Genomic DNA, 23,888 nt, shown 5'->3' with positions numbered 1-23,888 from the left:
CGTTCAGAACTTCACGGCCATGCGCGCATGCACGCGGCGGCCCGGTTTGGGAGCACCGGCGACGGCCTTGTGGGCCTCGGCGACCTGGAAGTCGAGATTGACCCCGCTGCGGCTGGCGAAGTGCACGCCGACGCCGGCGCCGAGCAGGGGCTGGCGGCGGTTCTGGCCGGGGTCGGGGTTGATGGTCTGCAGCCGGCCGGCATCGACGAAAGCGAGCAGGCTCAGCTCGCCGAGGTCCTCCAGCGCCGGCGAACCGGCGTGATGGCGCTGTAGCCAGGCCGCGAGGTTGGCGCTGCGCAGCTCCAGCGATGCGAGCAGGCCGTGGTCGCCGGCGGCCGCACCCTCGTAGTAGCCGCGCACCGTGTCCGCACCGCCCAGCGTGAACTGCTCCGCGCTGCTGAGCTGCTGGGACGCCAACTGGCCGGCCACGCGACCGACGAGGCTGAAGGCGTCGAAGACCTCGGTGTGGCGCAGGTCCCAGCGCAGCGTGGCGAAGCCGCCGTCGGCGCCTTTGCGCTTGCAGCGGAACTGGTCGTCGTTGCCGATGCTGCCGTCTTCCAATTCGCAGCCGTCAATGCGCCGCGCCAGCAACGGGCGCAGACCCACCGACAGGGCCAGGTTGGCCTGAAGCTGGCGCCGCGGCTCGGCCCAGTTGCCGGTGTAGGCGGCCTGCAGCGGCATGTAGCGCAGCGGTTTGCTGATGCTCAGCTCGCCAAGGCGGATCTGCTCCTGTACGTCGCGGTAGTCGAGGCCCAGGGCCAGGCTCTGGTTGCCGCGTTCGGTGGCACCGAGGTTGATGCCATAGCGCAGGCCGACGGTGTCGCCCTTGCCAACCACCTTGGTGCCGCCGAGCACCTCGACATTGCTATTGGAGTGCACGCCGTAAAAGCTCAGACTGTCGCCGCCCTGCAGCGGCAGGCCGTAGGTCAGCACGGCGACGGTGGTCTGGGCCGGCTGCGTGGGCGCGGTGGTCAGCGTCAGGCCGATGCTGTGGCCGAGCTGCCAGAGGTTGTCGTAGCGCAGGCTGCCGGTCACGCGCTCGGCCGTCGTGTTGGCGTTGTTGGCGTTGCTGGCCTCGAGCGTGCCTGACAGGGGCAGCTTGTCCTGGACCTGCAGTTCGGCTTCCACCGTGCCGGGCAGACGACCCGGGCGCAGGATGGGTTGGACGCGGCGCTCCTCCGTGGTGTTGACACTGCCGAGCTGGCGCTGGACCTCGTTGAAGTTGGGCACGTTGCCGGGAGCCAGCTCGGCGACGCGCTGGCGGATCTGGCCCTGGTCGAAATAGCGTGCGCCGGTGACGGCCAGGCGTTCGATGCGGCCCTCGATGACCTTGAGCCGCACAACGCCGCCGTCGATGCGCTGCTCGGGCAGGTCGACAAAGACGGTCAGGTAGCCGGCCGACTGGTAGGCCTTCTCCAGCGCGGCGCGCGCGGCCTCGGCGTCGTCGAGATTGCGCTGCGGGCCCATGAAGGGCATGACGGCCTTCTCGACGACGGTGTCGGGCAGCACGCTGTTGCCCTCGACCTCGAACTCGAGGATGTCAAAGCGCGGCGCTGCCTCCGGCGCGCCTTGCGCCCCGGACAGCAGCGGCGCGAGCGCCATCAACATGCCAATCAATACTCGGTTCAACACGACGGCGCCCGACCCGCGCTGTGGCGGGCCGGCTCTCTGGAGCGAATGGGTTCAGTGTTCCGGTTCGCGGTGAACCGGCGATGAAGTGGCGTGAGCCGAATGGATCACGCCGCGGGGTGGATCAGCGGCGGGAACGTATGCGCGCAGCGAGGCCTACAAGGCCGAGACTCAGCAAAGCCCAACTGCCGGGTTCCGGAACGGCGCTGACTGCGCTGCTGTAATTGAGCAGCCGGGCCGAGCCGGCATCGGCGGCGTAGTCCGTGTTGGATACGCGCTGGACCCCGACGTCTGTCGTCGCGCTGCTCGTGCCTGACTTCGCTGCTGCCTGCGTGAAGCTCAGGCGATAGAGGTTGTCCGTCCCCAGTGCCAGACCCCAGTAGCCGTTGCTGCTGAGATTGTCGAATTCATCAACGACGACCTGTCCGCTGCCGGTGGCATTGGTCAGGTAATAGAACCAGGAAGATTGGTTTACTTGGTTGGCGACGTTGTAAACGCCACTCAGATAGCTACCGCTACCGCCGCCGCCCTTCGTCGAGAACCCGCTATTGCCCGCGAAATACCCTTTTGAGGCTTCCTTGTCGAAGCTGGTCGCGTTGTCGCCGCTTGTGCGGATGTATTGGCTGGTGTCGGCGCCATTGAAGTTGAGGCCCAAGTAGAGGCGGTTCGGCATCTCACGGGCCGCGAACATGATGTCGCCGGACGCCGCGTTGTTCATGTCAGTCCAGTTGGGGTTGATCGTGCCGTCGCTCGGCCCCTGGGTGAGTGTTGTGTAAGCCTTGGTGTCTCCAGGCGTCGCCAACGATGGTCCTGAGTCGAAGGCGAACACGGCCCACCGCTGGTTTGCGGTCGTCGCAGACGCCGCGCGGAAGGCGACCAGGGCGGGGTCTGTGGCATCGAGCTTGTAGTCGTAGGTGTAGCCCGCATCCTGTTGCGCGTAGGCCCAGAACTTGTTGGCGTCGAGGCCGAGATCGCGGGTGTAGGACACCTTAGTCACCGGATCCCAAAGCACGAAAACCAGTTCCGGGCTGTCGTCGCTGCGGACGACGGCGTGAGCGTTGAGCGAGAGCGCGGCCAAGCCGGCACAGGCCAAGCCTGCACCGACGCGGCGGCTGAAGATTGTGAACATCGCCAGCTCTTTCAGTTCAGATGCTGCACCTGGGGCGGCTGGCGCGGCGCGCGGCGGCGCCAACGCCCAACAGGCCCAACGACATCAAGGCCCAGCTATCCAGCTCCGGCACGGCACTGATCGAATTGCCGATCTGCAAGGCGACGTCGTCCGCCGCGATGCTGATCAACCTTGCGACGCCGCTCTGCGCGCTGTAGTCGGTGAACGAGAGCCGATTGAGGCCCGCATCGGTGCTCACCAGACTCTTGGGGTTGGAGCCAGTGAGGGTGTAGCTGAGGATGTATTTGTTGCTGCTGGGATCCTTGATGAGGCCCCAATAGCCGTCGGCGCTCAGGTTGTCGAATTCGTCGATGACCACGGGGGCGGAGTCCACCGATCCCTCGACGAGAGCGGGTGTGATCTTGTAGAACCACGACGAGACGCCGAGTGGGTTGCCGACGCAGTAGGCGCCCGAGATGAGGCAGTCACCGTCGTTGGATCCACCGCCGCCATCGGCGGAGAAGCCGGTCGCCTTGGACGCATAGGTGGAGGTGTTGCCGGCGTTCTTGCTCGCCAGGGCGCTGCCGTTCCCGGGCGTGTTGTGGGTGCTCTGCACGATGGCCCCGCCGGTGACGGCCGTGTTCAGCGCCGTGGCGTAGTTGAACAAGCTACCCATGTTGCCGAACAGGTCAGACGAATCGTTGCCATGGAACTTGTCGAAATACTTCCGTTGGTCTGCGAGCAAGCCGTTGTTGGTCTGGGTGGCGTAGATCACCGCGAGTTCGGGCAGCGGCGCCGAGTAAACGCCCGTCACCATCCAACGCGTGGTGCTCAGGTTGGCCTGGGCGAGGAAGGCGCCGAAGGCGGCATCGCTGGCCGGGTCGATGGTCCTGAACAGCGAGGCGCCCGAGTCCTGCTGGGCGTTCACCCAGAAGTCGTTGGCGCCGATGCCGAGATCGAGCGTGTAGCTCATCTTGGCGTTGGTCTGGTCGAGCACGGTCAGCACCAGCTCGAAGTCGGTGGCGGTCTTGATGGTGGCGCCGGACAGGCCGCAGGCGCACAGCAGCAAGGCGCTTGCGCAACCCTTGCGCCAGGAGGTGAGGGCGGTGTTCATAGGTGTCGAGGGGAGACGGATGGCGGCAGTGTGGGGACAGCAGATGAAGCGGCAAAGTCCTGGGCCCTGATCCATTCAGTCCATGACCCAGGCCGAGCAGGGACAAAGGAAGGCCCGCTTCCGAACGAGCGGGCCTTGTGATTGCGGCGTGAGATAGCGGCCAGGGTTGGCCGCCACCCATGGTGCCGATCAGCGCACCATCTTCAGCACGGTGCAGCTGTTGCCGGCGGTGCGGGCCACGCGCGAGGCGAAGGGCTTGTTGCCGGCGCTCAGGACCGGGTACTGGCCGAGCGACGACCAGGCGCCGAAGGGCGCCATCACGCCTTGCTGGGTGTCCAGGTCGGCGCTGGCCAGCGAGGCCGGCTTGGGCGCACCCGTGCGGATGGCCGTGAGGAAGCTGATCTTGTCGCTGTCCAGGCCGGCGTTGCTGCTGTTGTACTGCAGCGTGGACTCGAACACGAAGTCATAGTGGCCCGTGGTGGCGCCCTTTTGCGTCGTGGCGTTCCAGCGCACCGGCTCCATGCCGTCCAGCTTCACATAGCGATAGCCCTTGTCACCGCCGTTGGCCAGCGGGTTGTTTTCGCGGCCCAGCACGGCCAGGCCGTAGGCGCCGGAGATGTTGTTTACGGTGGTGCCCAGGCAGGTCTCGACACCGCCGGTGCCCGACTGCTCGTTGACGAGATAGCCACCGGTGGCGGCGTGCGTGGGTGCGGTGTTGCTGACCTGGCGCAGGACGGCCGCAACGTCGTTGGCGCAAGGGTTCTGCGCGAAGTAGATGTTGGAGGCGGCTTGCGTGCCGGAGCCGGGTTGGCGGCGGCAGACGTTGAAGGCCTTGGTGTTGACGGAGGCGTCGACGGACTCATCGATGACCAGACCCCAGCCACGCTTGGTCGTGGCGGAGGCGGACAGGCCGCCGGTCAGCATGGCGCGCACAAAGCTCGTGGGCACGGTGGGCTGGGGCAGGCTGTCGATGTCGGCGATGGTCTTGCCGGCGGACTCGGTCGGGAACTGGGTCTTCTGCAGGGCGAAGTAGGCCTGCTTGTTGACGGCCACGCCGAAGATACCCTGCACGAAGGAACCGACAACCACGTTGCTGAAGTCCACCGGAGCCACCGCGCCGGAAGCCGGGTCGCCGGCGACGGAGTCGGCCAGGTTGGGCGCCTGGTTCAGGATGTTGGGTTCGACGTCGGAGATGCCGGCGTCGGAGACGCGGCTCTCGGTGCCCGAGCAGAGGTAGTTCGGGATCTGGATGTCGCTGAAGGCCGGGTTGGGCGTGACGGCGCAGGTGGCGTCGTCAGCGATCTTCATGTGGGCGATGGCCGAGTTCAGGGCGATCGGGTTGACACCCTGGCCCGAACCGCCCTGATCACGCTTGTACATGACGACGGGCGTGCCGACGGGATAGGCGCCGACGGCGACGTTCAGGTTGCAGGCATAGGCGCGGTGGTTGACGCCGTCGGTAGCATCGACCGGCAGCGTGCCGTTGAAATAGACGTGCAGGCTCGCCGCATTGCAGACTTCCTGCATATAGGCGCCCAGCGACAGGCGCAGAGCCGAAGCGCCGGAGATCGAGACTTCCTTGATCGTGCCGGCGGTACGGGCGGCGGCGATCTGGGTCGGGGTCAGGGCTTGGGCGCCGGAGACGGCGACGAGGCCGGCGGCGAGGGCGAGGAGGCGCAGTTTCATGGTGATCGTCCTGGTGATCGAAAGGGCGTGGCAATCCCGCGCGTCCGTACAGGGACGCGAGAGGCACCAAAGGGGGGTCACCGCCGCAGGTGCGGCGGCCAAGGGCAACCGCTTAGATAGCGCGGCGGCGGGCGACGAAGCAGACGGCAGCCAGGCCGGCAACCAACAGCGCGTAGGACTCGGGTTCCGGCACCGCGGCCGTGACGGCCAGGGTCGTGCCGTTGAAGCTGGCGGTCAGACCGAGCTGAGTGGCGATGATGGGCAGGGTGGGGTCGCTGCCGTCGGTGGCGTCACCTTGCAGCAGGAAGAGCTTGGAGCTGTCGCCGACCTTGTTGCCGATGAAGGTGTTGGCATCGCTGAAGCGGAAGAAGTTGGCGCCGGCATAGCCCGGGGTGCCCTTCACGTTGTAGCTGCTGCCGTTGGCGGTGTTGATGTGGGTGCCGGTGCCGTTGGCGGCCTGGCTGAGGTTGCCGGTCTGGGCGTTGGCCTGGTTCATCGTGCCGCCGTCGAAGCTGATGCTGGCGGTGGTCAGGCCCTTGCCCAGCGTCGTGATGACGCGCTGCGAGTCGAACTCGGGCAGGGTGTAGCCGTCATAGACGAACAGGGCCCAGCGCGTGCCGGTGGTGCTGTTGGAGGCGCCGTCCAGCAGATTGGTGTCGGCGGCGGTGTAGTTCGTCCAGGCGGTGCTGGCGACGGAGCGGCTGAAGCTGGCCGGAGCGGTCAGCAGCGAGGCCAGCGTGACGCCCGTGTCCAGCATGAAGGAGCCGTTCTGGTCGCCGACGACCAGGAAGAGCTCGGACGTGCCGTTGTTGACTTGCTTGATGTTGGCCATCGCCGGGGCGCTGATGGCGGCGAGGGCTGCGATGGTGGCGAGGGTCTTCAGTTTCATTGCGGTCTCTCCAATGGGATGTGATCTGGATGTTTCCGAGCGGGGAACCCGTCGGTCTTGCTGGATAACCACCTGAAGCAGTCTGCTCAGACGCGTGCTTGCGTCCGGCTGTCTGTCTGGGTGCTTGGGCCTGGCCCGGTTTCAAAGAACGAGATGTCCTGCGACAACAAGCACTGTGGCAGTCGGTAGTGACATGCATGCAGAGGCCGGCGGCCTCAATACAGACCGAACGGACTACGGGTCAATCCGGGTGGCATGAAACCGCGCCGAGCGGCGGTTGCAAACATGGGGTCAGCGCCGCTGCGGCGTCAGCTCGCCGGGCTGGGCGGAACTGCTGAGCAGGTTCAGGCTGATCGCGATGGCCACGGCCTGGGCGCGGTTGGCGGCGCCGAGCTTGCGCAGGATCTTCTGCACATGGTTCTTCACGGTCAGTGGGCTGATGCCCAGCGTCTCGCCGATCTTCGGGTTGCTGCAGCCTTCGCGCAGCCAGCGCAGGATCTGGCGTTCGCGCTCGGTGATGTGCGAGCCGGAGCCCTGCCGCCCGTGCTGCGGTGGCGGCAGTTCACGCAATTCGCGCTCGAAGACCTGCACGCGTTGCCAGGTGCTGTGCATATGCGGCATCAGCAGCTCCAGGCACAGCCGTTGGCGCGGCGAATAGGGCGCACCCTGGCTGGCCAGGACGAAAAAGCTCTCGATCTCGTTGGGCCGCTGCGGCCGCGACACGCCGTGAGCGACCAGTTCGTGAAAGCCCGCCACCTGCAACAAAGCGCCTTGCTCCGTAGAGGCGCCAGGCAACTGGGCCTGGGCCAGGTTGAGGCAGACGGGTTTGCAGCGTGCCCGCAACCACATCTCCTGCATCTGCGCGAGCAGGGCGTTGTGCGCATCGGCGAAGCTCGTCAGCAGCTGGGCATCGACGGGGACAGCATTGAAGGCTTCGAACTGCAGTTCGTGGCGGGTGCGCGAATAGCCGCCACAGATAGCAAGCTGGTGCGGCAGCAGCACCTGCAGGCTGCCCTGGATCCAGACGAAGAACTGGTAGCGGCGACGTACCTCCAGACCTGCCTCGGCCGAGCTCACGATGGCCTCGACATGGCTGTCGCTCAGCACGAGCGAGGTCGGCGCCGAATCGGTAGGGCTCTGGGTCATGGGTGGAGACAAAACTTTGCGTCCTGGAAGGGAACCCTTGGCGCTGTTGTGGATCAAAGCGCTGCCGCGAAATCCGCGAGGCTAGGCGCCGCGCATGACTCAGCGTTGAAGGAACGGCGAAGGAATGCGCCGAACGGACTAGGGTGAGGCCAAAATGGGGGCCGCCGGCCGATAGGCCTCATGGCGGAAGACGAGTTCGCAGGCCGGCTTGGCCTGTTGGCTCTCGCGTTTGAGCAGCAAGCGACTGCTCGCGCTGCGCACGCCGCTCCAACCCAAGGCCGACGACCCGCGCGGTGCAACGGCACTGCAACCGCCCTCGCCGGGTGCCAGCCAGACCCAATCGCCGCCCAAGGGATCGCTGCGCAGCTGGCGCAGATGCCGCACGACGCGGCCGGAGCGGCGGTCCTCCAGCAGTGCGTCGACGCTGGGCGGCAGCGCCCGGTTGCCGGCCGGGTCGGCGTCGACATAGCTGGCGATCGCGCGGGCGATCTCAGCGCCGCGGAAAGCCAGTTCGGCCTCCTGCTCGCGCAGCGCGCGTTGGCGGGCCTGCTCGCCCAGGGCCGCGAGGCCGATGCCGCCGATGGCCATGGCAAACAGCAGCAGCAGGTAGGTGAAACCCGTCTGAGCTTTACCAATCCGCATACAGCGTGCCATCGGGTGCCCGCTCAGCGCTGCCGCTGCGCACGTCGAAGACCTGGCCGGCGATGTCGGCATCGGACGGCGGCACCAGCACGACCCAGTCCTCACGTTTGCCCGTCAGCGGATCCTCGGGCAGGGCACGCAGATAGCGCGTCTGCACCAGCTCGTCCAGGCTCTCCGGATAGCGGCCGCGGTCGGCGGCGAAATGGTCGATGGCCTCGCGCATGACGCGCAGCGAGCTCTTGAGGCTGTTCTCCCTGGCGCGATCGACGCTGTGGAAATAGCGCGGCGCGGCGATGCCGGCGAGCAGGGCCACGATGGCCATGACGACGATGAGCTCGATGAGCGTGAAGCCTCTTGCAAGCTTCATCACCAGTCCCGATAGCGGCTGCCGTCGATGGCCCGCGCTTCGGAGCGCGAATAGACGTCGTAAACGTCAACGCCCGGCCGCGGATCGTTGGGCGGACTGTCGTAGCTGCGCAGGCCCCAGGTTTGCTCGGCGGGCAGGCGCCTGTCGGCCAGCGGATCGCGCGGCAGGCGGCGCAGGAAGTACAGGCGTTTGGCCGTGTCGGGTTGACCGGCCACCGGCACGCCATCGACGAGCTGACGCAATTCGCGCGGGTAGCCGTTGTCGCCCGCTGCGACCGCGATGCGGCCCTCGCGCACGGCCTGGCGGTAGTCGTCCAGCGCACCGCGCAGCATGCGCAGGGCCAGGCGCAGCTCGTACTCCTGCTCGCGCTTGTGCGTCCATAGCAGCAGGGGCTGGGCGGCGGACGCGAGCACGCCGACGATAGCGACGACGGCCAGCATCTCAATGAGCGTGAAGCCGCTACTTCTCGACCGCGACACGAGCCTGGCCCTCGCTGCGCAGCGGCAGGCTGCTGCCCTGCTCGTCGCGGCCGGTGGCGCCGGCCAAGGTGAACTCGGCTGCCTGGCCGGCCGCCGCGGCCAGGGCGCGCAGCACGAACACGCCCTGGCCACCGCGCGGGCCGAGCTTGAAGCGCAACCGGCCATTCGGCGCCGTGCCTGCCTGCGCCGGCGCGAACAGCGAGGGGTCATAGGCCAGTTCGCCTTCGGCGACATAGGCCGTCGGGTTGAGGATGGTCACCGACACCATGTCACCCACGACCGCCTCACTGGTAGCCGACAGGCGCAGCGCATCCACGGGCGCCGCCGCGGTGCCGGCGGTGGCGGCGGATGGCGCGGCGCCCGACATCGGCACCGCCACCTGGGCCGCGGGCCGGATGCGCGCGCCTTCGGCCCCCGGGTTGGCGTCCACGCCAGAGGCCAGGATGCTGCGGCTGGCGTCCGGCAGGCTGAGGTTGCGCAGCACATGGGGCGTGATCAGCAGCACGATCTCAGTCTTGCTGCGCGTGTCGGTGTGCACGCCGAACAGGCGGCCCAGCAGCGGTATCTCCGACAGATACGGCACGCCGCTGATGCCCTTGCCATCCTCGGCCTTGATGAGACCCGCCAGCACCTGGGTCTCGCCGTCGCGCAGGCGCAGCGAGGTGCTGGCATTGCGCGAGCCGATGCGGTAGGCCGTGGCCGGCTGCGGGCCGCCGGAGCTTTCCTTGGTCCCGAGCGTCGACACCTCGAGGTTGACCTTCATGACGACCTCGTTGTCGAGCTGCACGGTCGGCTCGACCTCGAGCTTGATGCCGACGTCGAGATAGGTCACAGCCGTTGACACGCCGACGTTGGCTGTGGACGTGCTCGTGAACACCGGCACCTTGTCGCCGATCTGCACCTTGGCCTTCTCGCGGTTGCGCGCGCGCAGCTTGGGGTTGGCCAGCGTGTTGGAAGCGCCCGCGCTGCCCTTGAGCCGCGCAGTCACGATGGGGTTGGCCACCAGGGTCAGGAAGTTGCCGCGGCTGCTCCAGGGCACGAGGCCGGGCGCATTGGGCTGGGCGTACTGCGCGTCGGTGGCCGGCTGCAGACCGAGCTCGGCGGTGCGGTCGGTGCTGACCTCCAGCACCTCCACGTCCAGCATGACCTCAGGCTCGGGCAGGTCCAGCCCGGCGATGAGCTGCTCGACCATCGCGATGACCTCGGGCGTGTCGCGCGCGACGAGCAGGTTGAGCCGCTCGTCGATGAAGACGTCGCGCGTCTTGGCCATCATGCGCACCAGGGCCTGGGCCTGCTTCACGTCGGCGTTGTTCAGGTAGAAGGTGCGCGTGACCAGCTCCTGGTGCTCGCGCTGCTTGGCCGCCGTGGCCGGGTAGATCAGCACCGAGCGCTCGTTGAGCAGCTTGCGCTCCAACTGCTGCGTCGCCAGGATGACGCGCATGGCCTCGTCCAGGCTGACGTCCTTCAAGAAGATCGTCACCTTGGCGTCGCCGCGCACTTCCTTGTCGAAGACGAAGTTGACGCCGGCGCCGCGGCCCATGGCTTCGAAGACGGTGCGCAGCGGCGCGTCGCGAAACTCGAGGCTGACGGGCTTCTGGTAGGCCGCAGCCAGGCTTGAAGGCAGCGGCGGTGGGCTGTAGCGCTGGCGAAGCAGTTGCTGCAGGGCCAGGGCCTGGGGCTGGCCGGGGTCTTCGGCCAGAACCTGTTGCACGGCGGCGCGCGCCGCATCGAGCTGGCCGGCCTGGAACTGGGCCTGCGCCTCGCGCAGCCGGGCCTCGTGGCTGCGCGCGCGGGCCAGAGCCAGGGCGAGGCTGCGGGTGCGCGGCGCGTCGGCGTCAACGGCCCGCATGCGCGGCAGCAGTGCCTCCAGCAGGTCGAGCTGCCCGAGCGTGCGCGCCGTCTCGGCCTGGCCGGCCAGGGCCATCAGGGCGCGTTCGCGTTGGCGGGCGAGTTCGCTGCGCAAGGCCAGGTCCTGGGGCTCGCGGCGGCTGGCTTCGGTCAGCAAGCGCAATGCCGCCTCGTGGTCGCCGCTGCGCTGCAGTGAGTCGGCCTCGCGCAGCGCGGGATTGGCACAGCCGGCGAGCAGCAGGGCCAGGCAGAGAAGCGGGAGCAGGGGTTTCATGAGGACGGGAAGGCGATGAACTGGCTGGGCCCTTCGGGCAGACGCTTGAGGCGCAGGCCGTCGGCCTCGATGGCCTCGATGCGCCATTGGCCGTCGACGACCTCGCCGACCCCCAGCACCAGGCTGCGCTGCGGGCCGTTGAGGACGACGCGCGGGCGGCTGTCGGTCATGCGGCCGACAAGTTCGTAAGGAAAGGGGGGTGCAGCGTCTTCGGGTTCTGCAGCCGGTGCGGGAAGAGGTGCCGCAACGGCAACGGTGGGCGGTGGCGCGGCCGTTTCACCCCAGGCGCGGCGCGGTTCGGCGTCGGCTTCGGGCCAGGTGCCGCGTGCATTCGAAGCTGGCCCGGGCCAGTCCTGTGGCACAGCCGCTTTTGCGCCGGCGACGCCGCGCCGAGGTGCCGGCACCGTGGTCTCGAGTTCATCATTGCTGGCGACCCAGGCCGTGGCCGCCAAGCTGATGCCAAGAGCGATGAACAGCGCAATCTGGCGCGGAGCCGGGCGCTTCATTTCGTGGCCGCCTGCATGTGCAGCACCCAGGCGAACTCGGCCTTGAGTTCCCCGTTCGCTTCGCGGCGCAGCCGCAGGCTCTCCAGCGCCAACGCCGGGTCGCGCCGCAGCGCCTCGGCGACGAAACCACGCAGCGCGCCATAACGACCGGCCACGCTCATCGCGACGCGGTACTGGGCCAGGCCCAGCTCGCGGTCGGCCTGGTAGCGGAATTCACTACGCGGCCAGGGCAGGCCCTGCTCGGCGGTCAGCGCGAGCAGGGCCGCGGTGCGCGCCTGGCGCTCGCTGTCGGGCGGCAGGCTGTGCGCGAAGGCGGCAATGTCGGCGGGCGGCGGCGCGGGTAGTCGTTGCAGCGCGAGGCGACGCGCGGCCAGGGCCTGGCGCTGGGTGTCGAGCCGCGCCTGCTGGCGCGGCAACCACAGCGCGCCGATGACGGCGGCCAGCGTCAGCAGGGCCGCGAGAGCGGCGGGCCAGCCCAGGCGACGGGCGAGCAGCAGCGCGCGCTTCATCGCGGCCCTCCGCTGCGGCGCACGAGTTCGAAGCGCAGCGGGCCGGCGTCAGCGGGCGTCGCTGTTGGGGCATCCGGGCGTTGCAATCTCGTCAGCACGACCTCTTCGCCCGGTGCCGCCTGCATCGCGAGCCGGTCGACGAGTTGCGTCACCGCTTCGGCCGCAGGGGACTGGCCTTCCAGGCGCAGTGTCTTGGCGTCCAGGTCGAGGGCGGCGAGCTGCAGGCCGGGTGGCAGGGCGCGCTCCAGTTCGGTCCAGCGCGCGGGCCAATCGGTGTCGAGCTGGCGGGCGGCAGCCCAGGCGCGACCGCGAGCGGCGGGATTGGGTGGTGCGGGCTTGGCCGCAGGCGCCGGGCGGGCCAGGCGATCGAGCACAGCGGACTGCTCTGCCAGGCGCTGGGCCTCCTCGCGCTGGCCCTGGGCCTGCACGGCGACCAGGGCGCAGGCCGCGGCGGCCGTCGCCGCCCAGGCCCAGAGCAGCGGCCGGGCGCGCGAGGGCTGGGCGATGAAGTCGGGACCGGGCTGGCCACCGGGGCCTGCCAGCAGATCCCGGGCGTGGGCGATGTGCGCGCCGGCCAGCTCCTTCAACAGTTCGTCGTCGACATGGCGTTGCTGCAGTTCGACCAGGCACCCATCCTCGCCGCGCAGCCAGGTCAGCAGGCCCTCGTCGATGACGGCCGTGCCACCGTCCTGCGCCGGTGCCAGCGTCCAGCTCGGCCGCAGCGAGACGATGCGCACGCGATGCGCGGCGGCGGTCGCTTGCAGTTCGGCCAGGCTGCCATCGGCCAGCGCACAGGCGCCGCGCGGCCAGGCCGCCAGGGGCCAGTTCTGGGCCGCGGGGCCGAAGTAGTGCGTGAACTGCAGGCGCGCATAGCCGAGCAGAGCGGCCTCGTCGGCCAGGGGCAGGTCTTCGGGCACCAGCAGGCTGTGCATGCGCTCGGCGCCGACGAACAGCTCGACTCGGGCACCCGGGTGGGCCGCGCACCAGTCCGCGAAATCAGCCGCCAGCAGCCGCCGCTCAGTCCGCCAGCGTGACACGCTCAAGCTCCTCCAGCGTGGAGTCGCCGCGCAGCACCAGCGCCACGGCGGCGTCACGCAGCGAGCGCATTCCGCGGCCGCGGGCCATCTCCTTGATGCGGCCCAGCGGCGCGCGGCTGGCGATGAGGTCGCGCAGCTCGTCGTCCAGCCACAGCAGCTCGCTGACAGCGCGCCGGCCCTTGTAGCCGGTGCTGCGGCAGTGCGAGCAGCCACGACCCTGCTGCAGCTGCGCATCCTCGGGCAGGCCGTGGTCGCGCAGCTGCCCGGCTGTGGCGGGCAGCGGCACCAGGCAGTGGCGGCAGTTGATGCGCATCAGGCGCTGCGCGAGCACGCCGTTCAGCGCCGAGACGACGTTGTAGAGGTCCAGCCCCATGTGCATGAAGCGGCCGACGACGTCGAAGGCGTTGTTGGCGTGCACCGTGCTGAAGACCAGATGGCCGGTGAGGGCCGCCTGCACGGCGATCTGGGCCGTCTCGGTGTCGCGGATCTCGCCCACCATGACGCGGTCGGGGTCGTGACGCAGCACCGAGCGCAGGCCGCGCGCGAACGTCAGCCCCTTCTTCTCGTTGACGGGGATCTGCACGACACCGGGCAGCTGGTACTCGACCGGGTCCTCGATGGTGATGATCTTGTCGCGGCCGGTGTTGACCTCGCTGATGGCGGCATAGAGCGTCGTCGTCTTGCCCGAGCCGGTCGGGCCGGTCACGAGCAGCATGCCGTGGGGCTGGCGGGCCAGGGCACGGATCTGCGCACGCGCCTCGGGCTCGAAGCCGAGGGCGTCGAGCGTCAGCACCCCTTGTGCCTCCACCTGGGCGCGGTCCAGCACGCGCACCACCGCGTCCTCGCCGAAGACGCTGGGCATGATGGACAGGCGAAAGTCGACCTCGCGGCCCTGCACGCGCAGCTTGAAGCGGCCGTCCTGCGGCAGGCGGCGCTCGCCGATGTCGAGCTCGGCCATGACCTTCAAGCGCGACACCAGCTGCTCGGCGGCCTGTGTGCCATCGATGGTCTTCACGTCCAGCATGACGCCGTCGATGCGGCTGCGGATCTTCATGCCGCGCAGCTGGCACTCGAAGTGGATGTCGCTGGCGCCGTCCTGCAGCGCGTCGTACAGCGTCGCGTCGAGCAGGCGCACGACGGGGCTGGCCTGCTCGGCCAGGTGCAGGGCCGACAGCTCCTGCGCGGCCTCGGCCTGAGCGCCATCGCCGAAGCTCTCGACCATGGAGCCCAGCGCGCGGTAGTCGACCTCGCCGGCCTCCAGCAGCGCGTCAATCTCGGCGGGCTCGCAGGGCCACCACAGCACGGGCTTTTTCAGCCGCGACTCGATGCGCAGGCGCAGCAGCGGCTCCAGCGGCCGGTCGGCCAGCAGCGCCAGGCGGCCGCGTGCGGACCGAGCCATCACCGCGCGCCAGCGCTGCGCATCGGCGTGGGGCCAGGGCTCGAAGGCCAGGGTCCACGGCGCATCGGATGCGGGCAGGCGCTCCAGCACGTCGGGCGAAATATCGACGTGGGCGTTCATTGCACCTGGTCCACCAATTGAAAGATCGGCAGATACATCAGCACGACGACCGTGCCGATGACCAGGCCCATGATCAGCATCAACGCGGGGTTGACGAGGCGGGTGACGAGTTCGGACAGGCGCGACAGCTCTTCGTCATAGAAGCCTGCGGCCTGGGCCAGCATGGCGCCCAGCTCGCCGCTGTGTTCGCCCACACGCAGCATGCGCAGCGAGATCGGCGTCGTCAGGCCCTCGCGCTGCAGTGAGCCCGACAGGCGTTCACCCAGGCGCACGGCTTCGGTCGCGCGGTCTAGCGCGGCGCGCAGATGGGCCGCGGCCACGCCACGCGCGTTGACCAGGGCCGGCACGATGGGCACGCCGGCCAGCAGCAGCATGGCCAGGCAGCGGTAGAGCTGGGCCAGCGACAGCAGATGCAGCTTGGGGCCGATCAACGGCAGCCGCCACAGCCGCGCCTGCAGGGCCTCGCGCAAGCCGCGCTGCCAGGCCCAGAGGGGCAGAGCGATGAGGCCGGCGGCGATCAGCAGCAGGGCCAGCGGATGGGCGCCGCTGAAGGCGCCGACGGCGATCAGTGCGCGGGACGCCAGGGGCAGGTCGCCGCCCACGCCTTCGAGCAGGCCGGCAAAGCGCGGCACGACGAAGACGAGCAAAAACAGCACGACGGCCGTGCCGGCGGCGATCAGCATGGCTGGGTAGATGGCCGCCGCGACGAGTTTGGCGCGCAGCTGCTCGGCCCAGGCCAGATAGCTGGCCTGCTCGAACAGCGCCTGCTCGACCTGGCCGCTGCGCTCGCTGGCCTCGACGACGGCGACGAAGAGGGCATCGAAGGCTTGGGGCTGCGAGGCCAGCGCCGCCGAGAAGGCTTCACCGAGCTGGATGCGGGCGACGACGCCGGCCAGGGCCGCGCTGACCGCGGGCGGGTTGTCCTGCGACTGCAGGGTTTGCAGGGCCTCCAGCAGCGGGATGCCGGCGCGCAGCAGCACGGCGAGCTGTTGAGCGAACTGGCGGCGCGCGAAGCGGCCGCCGCTGGCCTTCAGCGGCTTGACTTCAACCGGTTCGACCGCTAGCAGTGCGGCCGGCGACAGGCCCAGCACCGCCGCCACGCCGCTGGCGTCCGACGCCTGCACCCGGGCCTGCGCCGGTTGGCGCTGGGCGTCGAGGTAGCGGACGTCGAACTCTGGCATCGCCATCACCAGGAGACGAGGTCGGCGTCTTCGCCTTCACCGCCGGGGCGGCCGTCCTTGCCGAAGGACAGCAGGTCGTAGTCGCCATGCTCGCCCGGCGAGCGGTATTGGTAGTCATTGCCCCAGGGGTCCTTGGGCAAGGCTTTGCTCAGATAGGGACCGGCCCACTTTGGCTCATCGGCGGGCTTGGTGACGAGCACGGCCAGGCCCTGCTCCGTGCTCGGGTAATGGCCTGCATCCAAACGGAATTGGTCCAGCGACTTGGTCAGCGCGTCGATCTGCGCGCGCGCCGCCTTGACCTCGCTCTTGCCGATCTGGCCGAAGAACTTCGGGCCGACATAGCCGGCAAGCAGGCCAATGATGACCATGACGACGAGCAGCTCCAGCAGCGTGAAGCCGCGGGGGCGTTTGGGACGGAGTGGGGCGGTCATGGTCCGAATGGGTCAGGGCGGCGCAGCTTAGGAAGCCGCAGTGACCGCGACATGAATGAAGGGCAGATGACGCCGCCAATGAGCCGATCGGCTCATGTCATGGCGGCTTCACCGCAGCTGGCTAAGGTGGCCGGGTGAAAAAGCTGCCTCTGACCCCACCGCCCCGGCCCGCCACGAGCGGGCTTCGTTTCACCCAGCTCGTTGCAGCGGCGACCGTTGCCACGGTGGCCGTCTCGGCCGTCGGCCTGGCTACGCAGATGCGACCCGCCGTGGCCGCGCCGCAGGCGCGCGAGGGCACGACGTTGATCGTCAAGCTCGTTGATGCCGGCCGCGACAGCGCCCAGCAGCAGGCGCTGCTGCGCCGCGTGCTGGCCGATGCCGGCTTGCCGCTGAAGGCCGAGCGGCCTTTGGGCGCCGGCTGGTGGCGGCTACAGGCGGGCGCCGACGTCGATGTCTCGGCCAAGGCGGCTTGGCTGGCCGCGCTGCGCGCCGACGCCCGCCTTGCGCATGCCATGCCCGATTCGCATGAGCAGCGCGCGGCCGTGCCCAACGACCCGTTGTTCCGCCCCACCGATCCGAGTTCCGCCCAATGGTGGCTGGACGAGCAGAACGACACCACCAACGCTGGTGCCGCCGGCTTCACCAAGGCCTGGGACACGACGACGGGCTCGGCCGCGCCGGTTGTCGCCGTGCTGGACTCGGGCGTGACCGCCCATGGCGACCTGAACGCCAACTTGCTGCCGGGCTACAACTTCGTCAGCAAACCCGAATACGCCAACAACGGCGGCACGGGCCGCAGCGCCGGCGCCAACGATCCCGGCGACGCGCTCAGCCAGGCCGAGCACGACGGCAACCTGGCGCTGTGGGACGGCTGCCTGGTCAACGACAGCAGCAGCTGGCACGGCACCCTCGTGGCCGGCCAGCTCGGCGCGGTGACCAACAACGCCGGCGGCGTGGCCGGCATCAACTGGAATGCGCGCATCCTGCCGGTGCGCGTGTCGGGCAAATGCGGCGCTTCGGTGGCCGACATGGTCGACGGCATGCGCTGGGCCGCGGGCCTGAGCGTGGCGGGTGTGCCGGCGAACCCGAACCCGGCGAAGGTGCTGGTCATCGGCTTTGCCGGCGTGACCTCCTGCAGCACGACGGACAGCAACCCTGACGTCGCGGCGGCGGCCAGGCTCTACCAGGACGCCATCGCCGAACTGCGTGCCAAGGGCGTGCTCATCGTCGCCGCAGCGGGCAACCTGCGCAGCGCGGTCGGCCGGCCGGCCAATTGCAGCGGCGTCTTCGGCGTTGCCGCCGCCAACCGCCAGGGCTACAAGGCCCTCTATTCCAACTTCGGCAAGGAAGTGCAGCTGCTCGCACCCGGTGGCGACGGCAACTACCAGCGCACTTGCGACATCGAGCTGGCCGACACGGGCGTCGTATCGACCATCAACACCGGCAAGACGGCACCATCGGTCGCGGGCTATGGCGCCGTCAGCGGCACCAGCTTCGCCGCGCCCCTGGTGGCGGGTGCGGCTGCGCTGATGTGGTCGGCGAATCCCAACCTGACTTTGACCCAGGTCGAGGCTGGCCTCAAGGCGAGCGCGCGGCCGCACGTGACAGCCTATGCGCTGGGCTATTGCACGACGACCAACAACAGCCGCTGCACGCTGGATGCGACCACCGGCGGGGACGGCCTTCTCGATGCGGCCGAGGCCGTCAAGTTCGCGCTGACGCCGACGACTTACGCCGCGCCCGCGCGCAGCTCGCTGGGCTTGCAGAGCAACAACCTGAGCCGCTGCGGTCAGGCGCAGGGCAGCACGCCCATTCCGCTGACACCGCCGCCTCCACCGCCTCCACCGCCAGCTCCCCCACCGCCACCGACACCCAACCCGCCATCGCCGGCGCCCTCCTCGGGCGGCGGCGGTGCAGCCTCAGGCTGGTGGTTGCTCGGGCTGGCGGGCGCAGCAACCATGCTGCACCCGCCGCGACCCAGACGCGAAACCCGGGGCGGTTCAATCGTGGCGGCATCGCCGACGCTAGGTCTCGGCCTTCAGCGCCCGCGTCGCAAGAGGGGCTGATCCTGATTCTGGGCGCAGAAAGCATGTAACACCCCCGGCCGTCAGCCTCTGGTGGCATATTTCGGCTACCGGCCCTGGAGGCTCCATGAGACCCAGCCCAATGCTTCAGGCGAATCGCCGCGTGTTGACCGCCCAACGCCTCTACAGCGCCGCCCTTGCGCGATGGCGGCCTGGTGATTCAGCAGCGATGTCACGGCTCAGCAAAGCGTCCTACGTTCTTGGCCTGGCCCGCGAGAGGTATGTGCAGCTCGCGAAGCGTCGGTCGCATCCGCCAGGCTTCCAATAGGTCCTATCGGATGGCGGGCCTTTGATAACCAAATTTTTCGTGACGGCGATTCGCATCAGCGACGTGGGTGCATATTCCGATCCCACCTGAGCGGCCGGTTCAGCAGGTCTTGAGCACCCAGCCTGATGCTTGCTGTGCACCTTGTCCGGCGCGGCGGGCGCAGCGACCAGTCCGGCTGCGTGGGCGCCACGGCCAGCTGTGCGAACGATCATTCCGGCGACTTGAGCCCCTTTTCCGGTGCGCTACGCTGGTCGCCAGCCAAGCCGACTTCAACGATTCGCCCCAGTCAAGCTGCAGCCAGCTTTGGTACCTGACTGCGCAAGCGCACGCTGGTGGTCCCGACGTCCGCGTTCCGCTTGGGTTGCCCGAGCAAATCAACGATGACGCCCTGGCGAAGCGCGCCCTTCGCCGGCAGCATCCGTCGGATACCACAATGCATGACCAGGGCGTAGAGGATCGAGAGGCCGCCGGGCAGCACGCCGCGTCGGTGCGGCTTCAGGCCGGGAAGGTCCAGTTTGTCCACATGCCCTGCGGCCACGCAACGTTTGATCAGCCAACGCAGGGCTTTCGGCGTGATGGCGCCATCGGTAACGCCCGTGGCCTTGAGCACGCACGACAGACTGCGGGCAGTTCCTGAAGCGCCCAACGCTTCGTCCCAGTGGACCGCAGCAAAGGGCGCCAGCGCCTGACACACGGACTCGCCTATGACCAGTTGGGCTGCGCGGAATGCGTCCTCCGTCATTCGGCCGCCCGGGAAAAAGCGATGCGCGACGCTGGCACTTCCGACAGGAAACGACTGCGTCACGCGCTGTGCGCCACCCTGTCCGACGATCATCTCGGTAGAGCGCCCGCCGATGTCCACCACCAGGCGGCGACCCGGCGAGGGGTGCATGAAGGCCACGCCGGCGTAGATCAGCCGTGCTTCCTCGTGCCCGGATATGACGTCAATGGGCAGGCCCAGCAGCGTCTGGGCACGGTGCAGGAATTCGTCGCGGTTGCTGGCCTCGCGCAGCGTCTGCGTGGCCACGACGCGCGCGCCGGCCAGGTCGTGCCGAACCAGCTCGGACGAGAAGCCCTGCAGGCACCGCAGGCCGCGCACCATGGACTCGCGCGAGAGCACCCCACGCGAGTCCAGTCCCGCTCCCAGGCTCACCATCTCCTTGATGCACACCTGCCGCTGATAGCGGTTCTGCGTGACCCGGGCGATCTCGAGCCGGAAGCTGTTGGACCCCAGATCGATGGCCGCCAGCGTGGGCGAGCAAGAAGGCAGCAGGTCGGGCATGTCGGCAAGTCGTCAGCCCTGCAGGCCGAGTCGGAAACTGTGTAAACTGAATATACGGTTTTCAGATGAAGGAAAAATGACATGACCCGCATGGTTGAAAAAGCAGGCCAGGCAGTAGCGCCGGTCCAGGCCACCGCCAAGCTCCGCGCCGCCAAGGTTCCCCGCGCAGCCGCGAAACCCGCAGCCAAGGCCACGGTCAAGCCCGCAGCCAAGGCAGCGGCAAAGCGTGCCGCAAAGGTTGCTGCCACGCCCGCAGCCAAACCAGCTGCAAAACCTGCAACCAAGCCCGCAGCCAAGGCCTCCGAGCCAACCACCAAGGCGGCCAAGCCAGCGTCCCCGGCCAAGACCGCCAAGGTCAAGCTGGTGCGCGACAGCTTCACCATGCCGTCGGACGAATACGCCCTGCTGAGCCAGCTCAAGCAACGCGCGCTGGCCGGTGCCCACCACGCCAAGAAGAGCGAGCTGCTGCGCGCTGGCGTCAAGCTACTGGCCAGTCTCGACAACGCTGCCCTGCTGCGCGCGCTGACGTCCGTGCCCACCGTCAAGACCGGGCGCCCCAAGGCCAAGAAGGGAGAATGACCCGGGTCGGTGCGGATGCGTCGCTCGATGGTCGTCCATCCTCCGTGCATCGGATCACACTTGGCCAACGCCGAGATGGCACCTACCTATTCGCAACAGCGCTGTGAATCGAGCGAGTTGCAGGTCATGTTTGCGCAGCACGCTCGGGCGCCATATCGGCTTGACATTCCGCCCAACCGAAGTCGCCTTCCACGGAGAAGGTGAGATGCCTTTTGATCGGCCTCAGAGATCGTCGCGCTCAAGACGCAACGGATTCTCCCGGCCGTGAGCTTCACCGGGTTGCCGCTTCTTGTCGGCGGCCGCTGCGATGACCTCATGGTTGGCATTGAAGGTCAGCACTGCCGCCTGATGGGACGCATCCGGCCCAGCACCAACCGGGCCCGGTCCGAAGCGGGAATCCAGCGCAGATTTCGAGATGCTGACCCAGAGCTGCCCGTCGACGCCATAGACAGCCTGGGTGATGGTTTCATCACCGTCTTGCGGATCGTGCATGCACATCCTCCCGTTTGGAGCAATGCCCAATGGTATGCATCGCCATCAACGGCGCAACTGAGGTGCGTGACGGAAAGTACCGCGTTCTGTGCCTAGGGCTTCTCGATCGCTCAGGCTTGTCTCAAAGTCCAGCACGCCCCGGGTGCCGCGACCGTCGGGTATCGCTTTGCGCCGTAGTCGCTCGACCGTGACGCGGCGTGCAGGCTCGACGAATCCCGTCTTGCGACACGGACAATCCAGCCGCAAGGAGTAGGACAACATGGCAACTACCAATTACGGTTCGGATCCCAACGGGCTGATCTGCGGCTACCTGTTTTCGCCAGACGCGTCAGGGCGGCCGATATCACTTGAAGAGGTTCGCACCTGGATTGCCGGTGCACAGACGGACGCATCGCCGGACGCTGCAGGCGCCTTCGTTTGGCTGCACTTCAACCTCAGCGATGTGTCGGCCGAACCCTGGATGCGTGCTCATCTCGCATTGGCTCCTGAATTCTTCGAGGCGCTGCGGGACGGCTCGCGTTCGACGCGGATCGAAGATGCCAGCGATCATCTGGTCGCGGTGGTCAACGATGTCGCCTACGAGTTCTCGTTCGACCCGTCCGAGATCGCCACGCTGTGGATGACCGTCACCGAGCGCATGGCCATCAGCGCGCGCAGCCATCCCTTGAAATCGATCGACCGCCTGCGCCAGTCCGTCAAGGATGGTCACCGTTTCGACTCTTCGATGGCACTGCTGAACCAGTTGATGCACGACCAAGGCGATGTGCTGGTGCGCATCGTGCGCGACGCCACCGTGCAGGTGGACACGATCGAAGACACCTTGCAGAAAGGCAAGCTTCAGCGTCGACGCGCCGACCTTGGCAAGCTGCGCCGTGTGCTGGTGCGGCTGCAAAGGCTGCTGGCCCCGGAACCAGGTGCCATGTTCCGGTTGCTGCGGCAGCCGCCGTCCTGGATTGCAGAGCGTGACCTGGAAGACCTCCGCCAGGGCACCGAGGAGTTCTCACTGGTCTTGCGCGACCTCATGGCGCTGCAGGAACGCATCAAGCTGCTGCAGGAAGAGATCGCCGCACAGGTGAGCGAGCAGACCAACAGCAGCCTGTTCACGCTGACGGTGATCACCGTGCTGGGATTACCAATCAATATCTGCACGGGCCTGTTCGGCATGAACGTGGGCGGTATCCCGTTCAACGAGGCGCCTTACGGCTTCGCGGTCATCTTCGTGATGCTGATGATCTTCACGGCCTTGGCGGGCTGGCTGGCGTTCCGGCGCCGCGAGTAGCGAGCACGCCATGCGCAATCCAGGACTGGACCTCTGCTTTGATTCCCCGCCTCCATCTTGGTCACCGGGGTGGGGCAACGGATGAGAGCAAACCCCATGGCCTCGCAGGCGCGCTAAAGGCTCAAGGCTTTTTCCGTTCGTCGGCGCCTGCGCCGTCCTTGTCATCTGGCAGCGGCCCTTCAACGAGTGGCCCGTAGCTCCCGACGAGACCCGGCGCGGGCCAGTCTGGACGAGGTGCGTTGGGCTCGCGGCCGGCATCACTCGAGTCGGTCGCTGACTCCTTTCCCGCCTTCGGCGTCGGCGGTTGCACGGATTGGTGAACGAAGGTGGTTTTATGGGGCTCCGAAGTGCGCGGCAATGTGGCAATTCGCGTGCCCCCATTCGGCATGCACAGGGTTGGAACGGCACGCCTCGCGACGGCTGGTGACACATACAGTCCTAGGGTTTCCTAGAATGCCAAATACCGCACCTCGCCGATGGACTCGCCCGTCGGCGGCGCCTAGATTGCAGTACGAACGCGCACGGGACATCACATTGAACGTCATCCGGGCTTCCGGCCCTGTATTCCCCTCAGACCATGCCCTGCTCCAGGAACTGGCCAGCCTTCGGCCTGAGCTCAACGGCTACCCCGTTGGGTCATTGCTGGAGGTATTCATGTCTGCCCAGGAGCAGGAACGGGTCAGCGCCTTCCGTCTTGTCGACCGGTGCCTGTCAAGTTGGATCGCTCAGCTCGACAAACCGTTGACCCGCGTTCACGGCGGATTGCCAGAGGTCTTTGAACAGATGCAGGGGCGACAACGTGGTGCCCGCGATGCGCTGGCACGTGTCCACGCGGCGCTTTCACATAGCCAAGTTGTACCCGCCCATGGTGGGCAACCCTGTGGATAAGCGCTGACGGCACCGCGTAAGTGGTTGTCAGGGGCCGCAGGCCATCCCACTGCCCGCAAAACGAGCAACGTCGGCTCCGCACCTAGCGCCAGAATCGCTGAGCGTCGTCAAGCGCCTTCAAGGCATGGCGGCCATCGATAGCAGTCTGTTCCCGCTTGGCCGTGAGCCAGCCGACAGCGAATAGCGCATCCCGGTCCGTGGTGGCCAACGCTCGATAGCGTTCCAGCGCGACGACGGCGTCGTTGTGCGCACCAAGCGCATCTTGCGCGGGCTCCAGGGCGGCCAAATAGCGCTTCACAGCCACACGCTTGTAGCGTGGCGCGACGAACTCTGCGAGGTAGCGCAGGCGCTTCAGCCGCTTGCGGGCACGATGCTGCTCGTCCTGTGTCAACGCCTCGAAATGCYGGCCCTTGCTGGAGCGCAGGAAGTAGGTCTCGTCGGCCTCCACCACGCCTTGCAGCACTCGGGCCTTCACGCCCTGGGCCAGTTGCAGGAAGCGGTGACGCCAGCGGAAGGCCGTGCTGGGAGCCACCGACAGGGTGTCCGCGGCCTGATGCACGCTCAAGCCCTGGCGCAGCACTTGGGCTTGGCGCTCCCATTTCCCCTTGTGCCGCAGCCGAGCCAGCGGCGTCTCGGTCAGCGAGTTGAAGG

21 protein-coding genes and 1 pseudogene are annotated in these 23,888 nt (G+C 68.0%); 3 read left to right on the top strand and 19 right to left on the bottom strand.

Annotated elements, in window-relative coordinates; all coding sequences use genetic code 11:
• Positions 1–3: 3 nt before the first annotated feature.
• The 16 genes from ACXJKJ_RS25955 to gspG all read right to left on the bottom strand — a co-directional run bounded on the left by ACXJKJ_RS25955 (position 4) and on the right by gspG (position 16,365).
• On the bottom strand, positions 4–1,608 hold the full coding sequence (locus ACXJKJ_RS25955; protein WP_457393617.1) for a ShlB/FhaC/HecB family hemolysin secretion/activation protein: 1,605 nt from the start codon (positions 1,606–1,608) through the stop codon (positions 4–6).
• Positions 1,609–1,753: 145 nt separating this feature from the next.
• Positions 1,754–2,758 carry a PEP-CTERM sorting domain-containing protein gene (locus tag ACXJKJ_RS25950; RefSeq protein ID WP_457356107.1) on the bottom strand — a complete coding sequence of 335 codons (1,005 nt, stop codon included), beginning with the start codon at positions 2,756–2,758 and terminating at the stop codon, positions 1,754–1,756.
• A 16-nt stretch (positions 2,759–2,774) separates the two neighbouring features.
• On the bottom strand, positions 2,775–3,851 hold the full coding sequence (locus ACXJKJ_RS25945) for a hypothetical protein (protein WP_457393615.1): 1,077 nt from the start codon (positions 3,849–3,851) through the stop codon (positions 2,775–2,777).
• A gap of 189 nt (positions 3,852–4,040) precedes the next feature.
• Complete coding sequence (locus tag ACXJKJ_RS25940; protein ID WP_457356105.1) at positions 4,041–5,537, bottom strand: hypothetical protein; 1,497 nt, start codon at positions 5,535–5,537, stop codon at positions 4,041–4,043.
• 112 nt (positions 5,538–5,649) lie between these two features.
• Positions 5,650–6,426, bottom strand: coding sequence for a PEP-CTERM sorting domain-containing protein (locus tag ACXJKJ_RS25935; RefSeq protein WP_457356104.1), 777 nt, complete (start codon positions 6,424–6,426; stop codon positions 5,650–5,652).
• Positions 6,427–6,717: 291 nt separating this feature from the next.
• Positions 6,718–7,572, bottom strand: coding sequence for an XrtB/PEP-CTERM-associated transcriptional regulator EpsA (gene epsA / locus ACXJKJ_RS25930; protein WP_457356103.1), 855 nt, complete (start codon positions 7,570–7,572; stop codon positions 6,718–6,720).
• A 138-nt stretch (positions 7,573–7,710) separates the two neighbouring features.
• Complete coding sequence (locus ACXJKJ_RS25925; RefSeq protein WP_457393613.1) at positions 7,711–8,214, bottom strand: type II secretion system protein; 504 nt, start codon at positions 8,212–8,214, stop codon at positions 7,711–7,713.
• On the bottom strand, positions 8,201–8,581 hold the full coding sequence (locus tag ACXJKJ_RS25920; RefSeq protein ID WP_457393611.1) for a type II secretion system protein: 381 nt from the start codon (positions 8,579–8,581) through the stop codon (positions 8,201–8,203). Before ACXJKJ_RS25920 ends, ACXJKJ_RS25925 begins: the two co-directional genes overlap by 14 nt.
• A complete protein-coding gene (locus tag ACXJKJ_RS25915; RefSeq protein WP_457393609.1) occupies positions 8,581–9,021 on the bottom strand; it encodes a type II secretion system protein in 441 nt (146 codons plus the stop codon). Before ACXJKJ_RS25915 ends, ACXJKJ_RS25920 begins: the two co-directional genes overlap by 1 nt.
• Before the next feature lie 19 nt (positions 9,022–9,040).
• Positions 9,041–11,182, bottom strand: coding sequence for a secretin N-terminal domain-containing protein (locus ACXJKJ_RS25910; protein WP_457393607.1), 2,142 nt, complete (start codon positions 11,180–11,182; stop codon positions 9,041–9,043).
• On the bottom strand, positions 11,179–11,688 hold the full coding sequence (locus ACXJKJ_RS25905; RefSeq protein ID WP_457393605.1) for a hypothetical protein: 510 nt from the start codon (positions 11,686–11,688) through the stop codon (positions 11,179–11,181). The genes ACXJKJ_RS25910 and ACXJKJ_RS25905 overlap by 4 nt, the downstream gene beginning before the upstream one ends.
• On the bottom strand, positions 11,685–12,197 hold the full coding sequence (locus ACXJKJ_RS25900; RefSeq protein ID WP_457393603.1) for a hypothetical protein: 513 nt from the start codon (positions 12,195–12,197) through the stop codon (positions 11,685–11,687). The genes ACXJKJ_RS25905 and ACXJKJ_RS25900 overlap by 4 nt, the downstream gene beginning before the upstream one ends.
• The gene (locus ACXJKJ_RS25895) at positions 12,194–13,234 is read right to left on the bottom strand and encodes a PilN domain-containing protein (RefSeq protein WP_457393601.1); all 1,041 of its coding nucleotides are present in this window, start codon (positions 13,232–13,234) and stop codon (positions 12,194–12,196) included. The genes ACXJKJ_RS25900 and ACXJKJ_RS25895 overlap by 4 nt, the downstream gene beginning before the upstream one ends.
• On the bottom strand, positions 13,215–14,753 hold the full coding sequence (locus ACXJKJ_RS25890) for a GspE/PulE family protein (protein WP_457393599.1): 1,539 nt from the start codon (positions 14,751–14,753) through the stop codon (positions 13,215–13,217). The genes ACXJKJ_RS25895 and ACXJKJ_RS25890 overlap by 20 nt, the downstream gene beginning before the upstream one ends.
• Positions 14,750–15,940 carry a type II secretion system F family protein gene (locus ACXJKJ_RS25885; RefSeq protein ID WP_457393597.1) on the bottom strand — a complete coding sequence of 397 codons (1,191 nt, stop codon included), beginning with the start codon at positions 15,938–15,940 and terminating at the stop codon, positions 14,750–14,752. The genes ACXJKJ_RS25890 and ACXJKJ_RS25885 overlap by 4 nt, the downstream gene beginning before the upstream one ends.
• Complete coding sequence (gspG, locus tag ACXJKJ_RS25880; RefSeq protein ID WP_457356093.1) at positions 15,940–16,365, bottom strand: type II secretion system major pseudopilin GspG; 426 nt, start codon at positions 16,363–16,365, stop codon at positions 15,940–15,942. Before gspG ends, ACXJKJ_RS25885 begins: the two co-directional genes overlap by 1 nt.
• Positions 16,366–16,499: 134 nt before the next feature.
• On the opposite strand from gspG, the gene ACXJKJ_RS25875 reads away from it, so the two are divergent.
• Complete coding sequence (locus ACXJKJ_RS25875; RefSeq protein WP_457393595.1) at positions 16,500–18,431, top strand: S8 family serine peptidase; 1,932 nt, start codon at positions 16,500–16,502, stop codon at positions 18,429–18,431.
• A gap of 572 nt (positions 18,432–19,003) precedes the next feature.
• Here ACXJKJ_RS25875 and ACXJKJ_RS25870 read toward each other — a convergent pair.
• Entirely contained in the window at positions 19,004–19,999 is a 996-nt protein-coding gene (locus ACXJKJ_RS25870) for a Ppx/GppA phosphatase family protein (protein WP_457393593.1), read from the bottom strand.
• 81 nt (positions 20,000–20,080) lie between these two features.
• On the opposite strand from ACXJKJ_RS25870, the gene ACXJKJ_RS25865 reads away from it, so the two are divergent.
• Positions 20,081–20,578 (top strand): hypothetical protein, encoded by a 498-nt coding sequence (locus tag ACXJKJ_RS25865; protein ID WP_457393591.1) that lies wholly within the window; start codon positions 20,081–20,083, stop codon positions 20,576–20,578.
• Positions 20,579–20,800: 222 nt separating this feature from the next.
• Here ACXJKJ_RS25865 and ACXJKJ_RS25860 read toward each other — a convergent pair whose 3' ends face one another.
• Positions 20,801–21,070, bottom strand: a complete 270-nt coding sequence (locus tag ACXJKJ_RS25860; RefSeq protein WP_457356089.1) for a hypothetical protein — start codon at positions 21,068–21,070, stop codon at positions 20,801–20,803.
• 259 nt (positions 21,071–21,329) lie between these two features.
• Between ACXJKJ_RS25860 and ACXJKJ_RS25855 the strand changes: the two genes are divergently transcribed.
• Positions 21,330–22,349, top strand: coding sequence for a transporter (locus ACXJKJ_RS25855; protein ID WP_457393589.1), 1,020 nt, complete (start codon positions 21,330–21,332; stop codon positions 22,347–22,349).
• 1,162 nt (positions 22,350–23,511) lie between these two features.
• On the opposite strand, the pseudogene ACXJKJ_RS25850 reads toward ACXJKJ_RS25855, so the two are convergent.
• A pseudogene (locus ACXJKJ_RS25850) lies at positions 23,512–23,888 on the bottom strand (CHAD domain-containing protein); the annotation flags it as partial.

Source organism: Roseateles sp. P5_E1, assembly GCF_054049335.1.
Note: the sequence above shows the minus strand (reverse complement) of the source record. Positions and strands in the feature narration are given on the sequence as shown.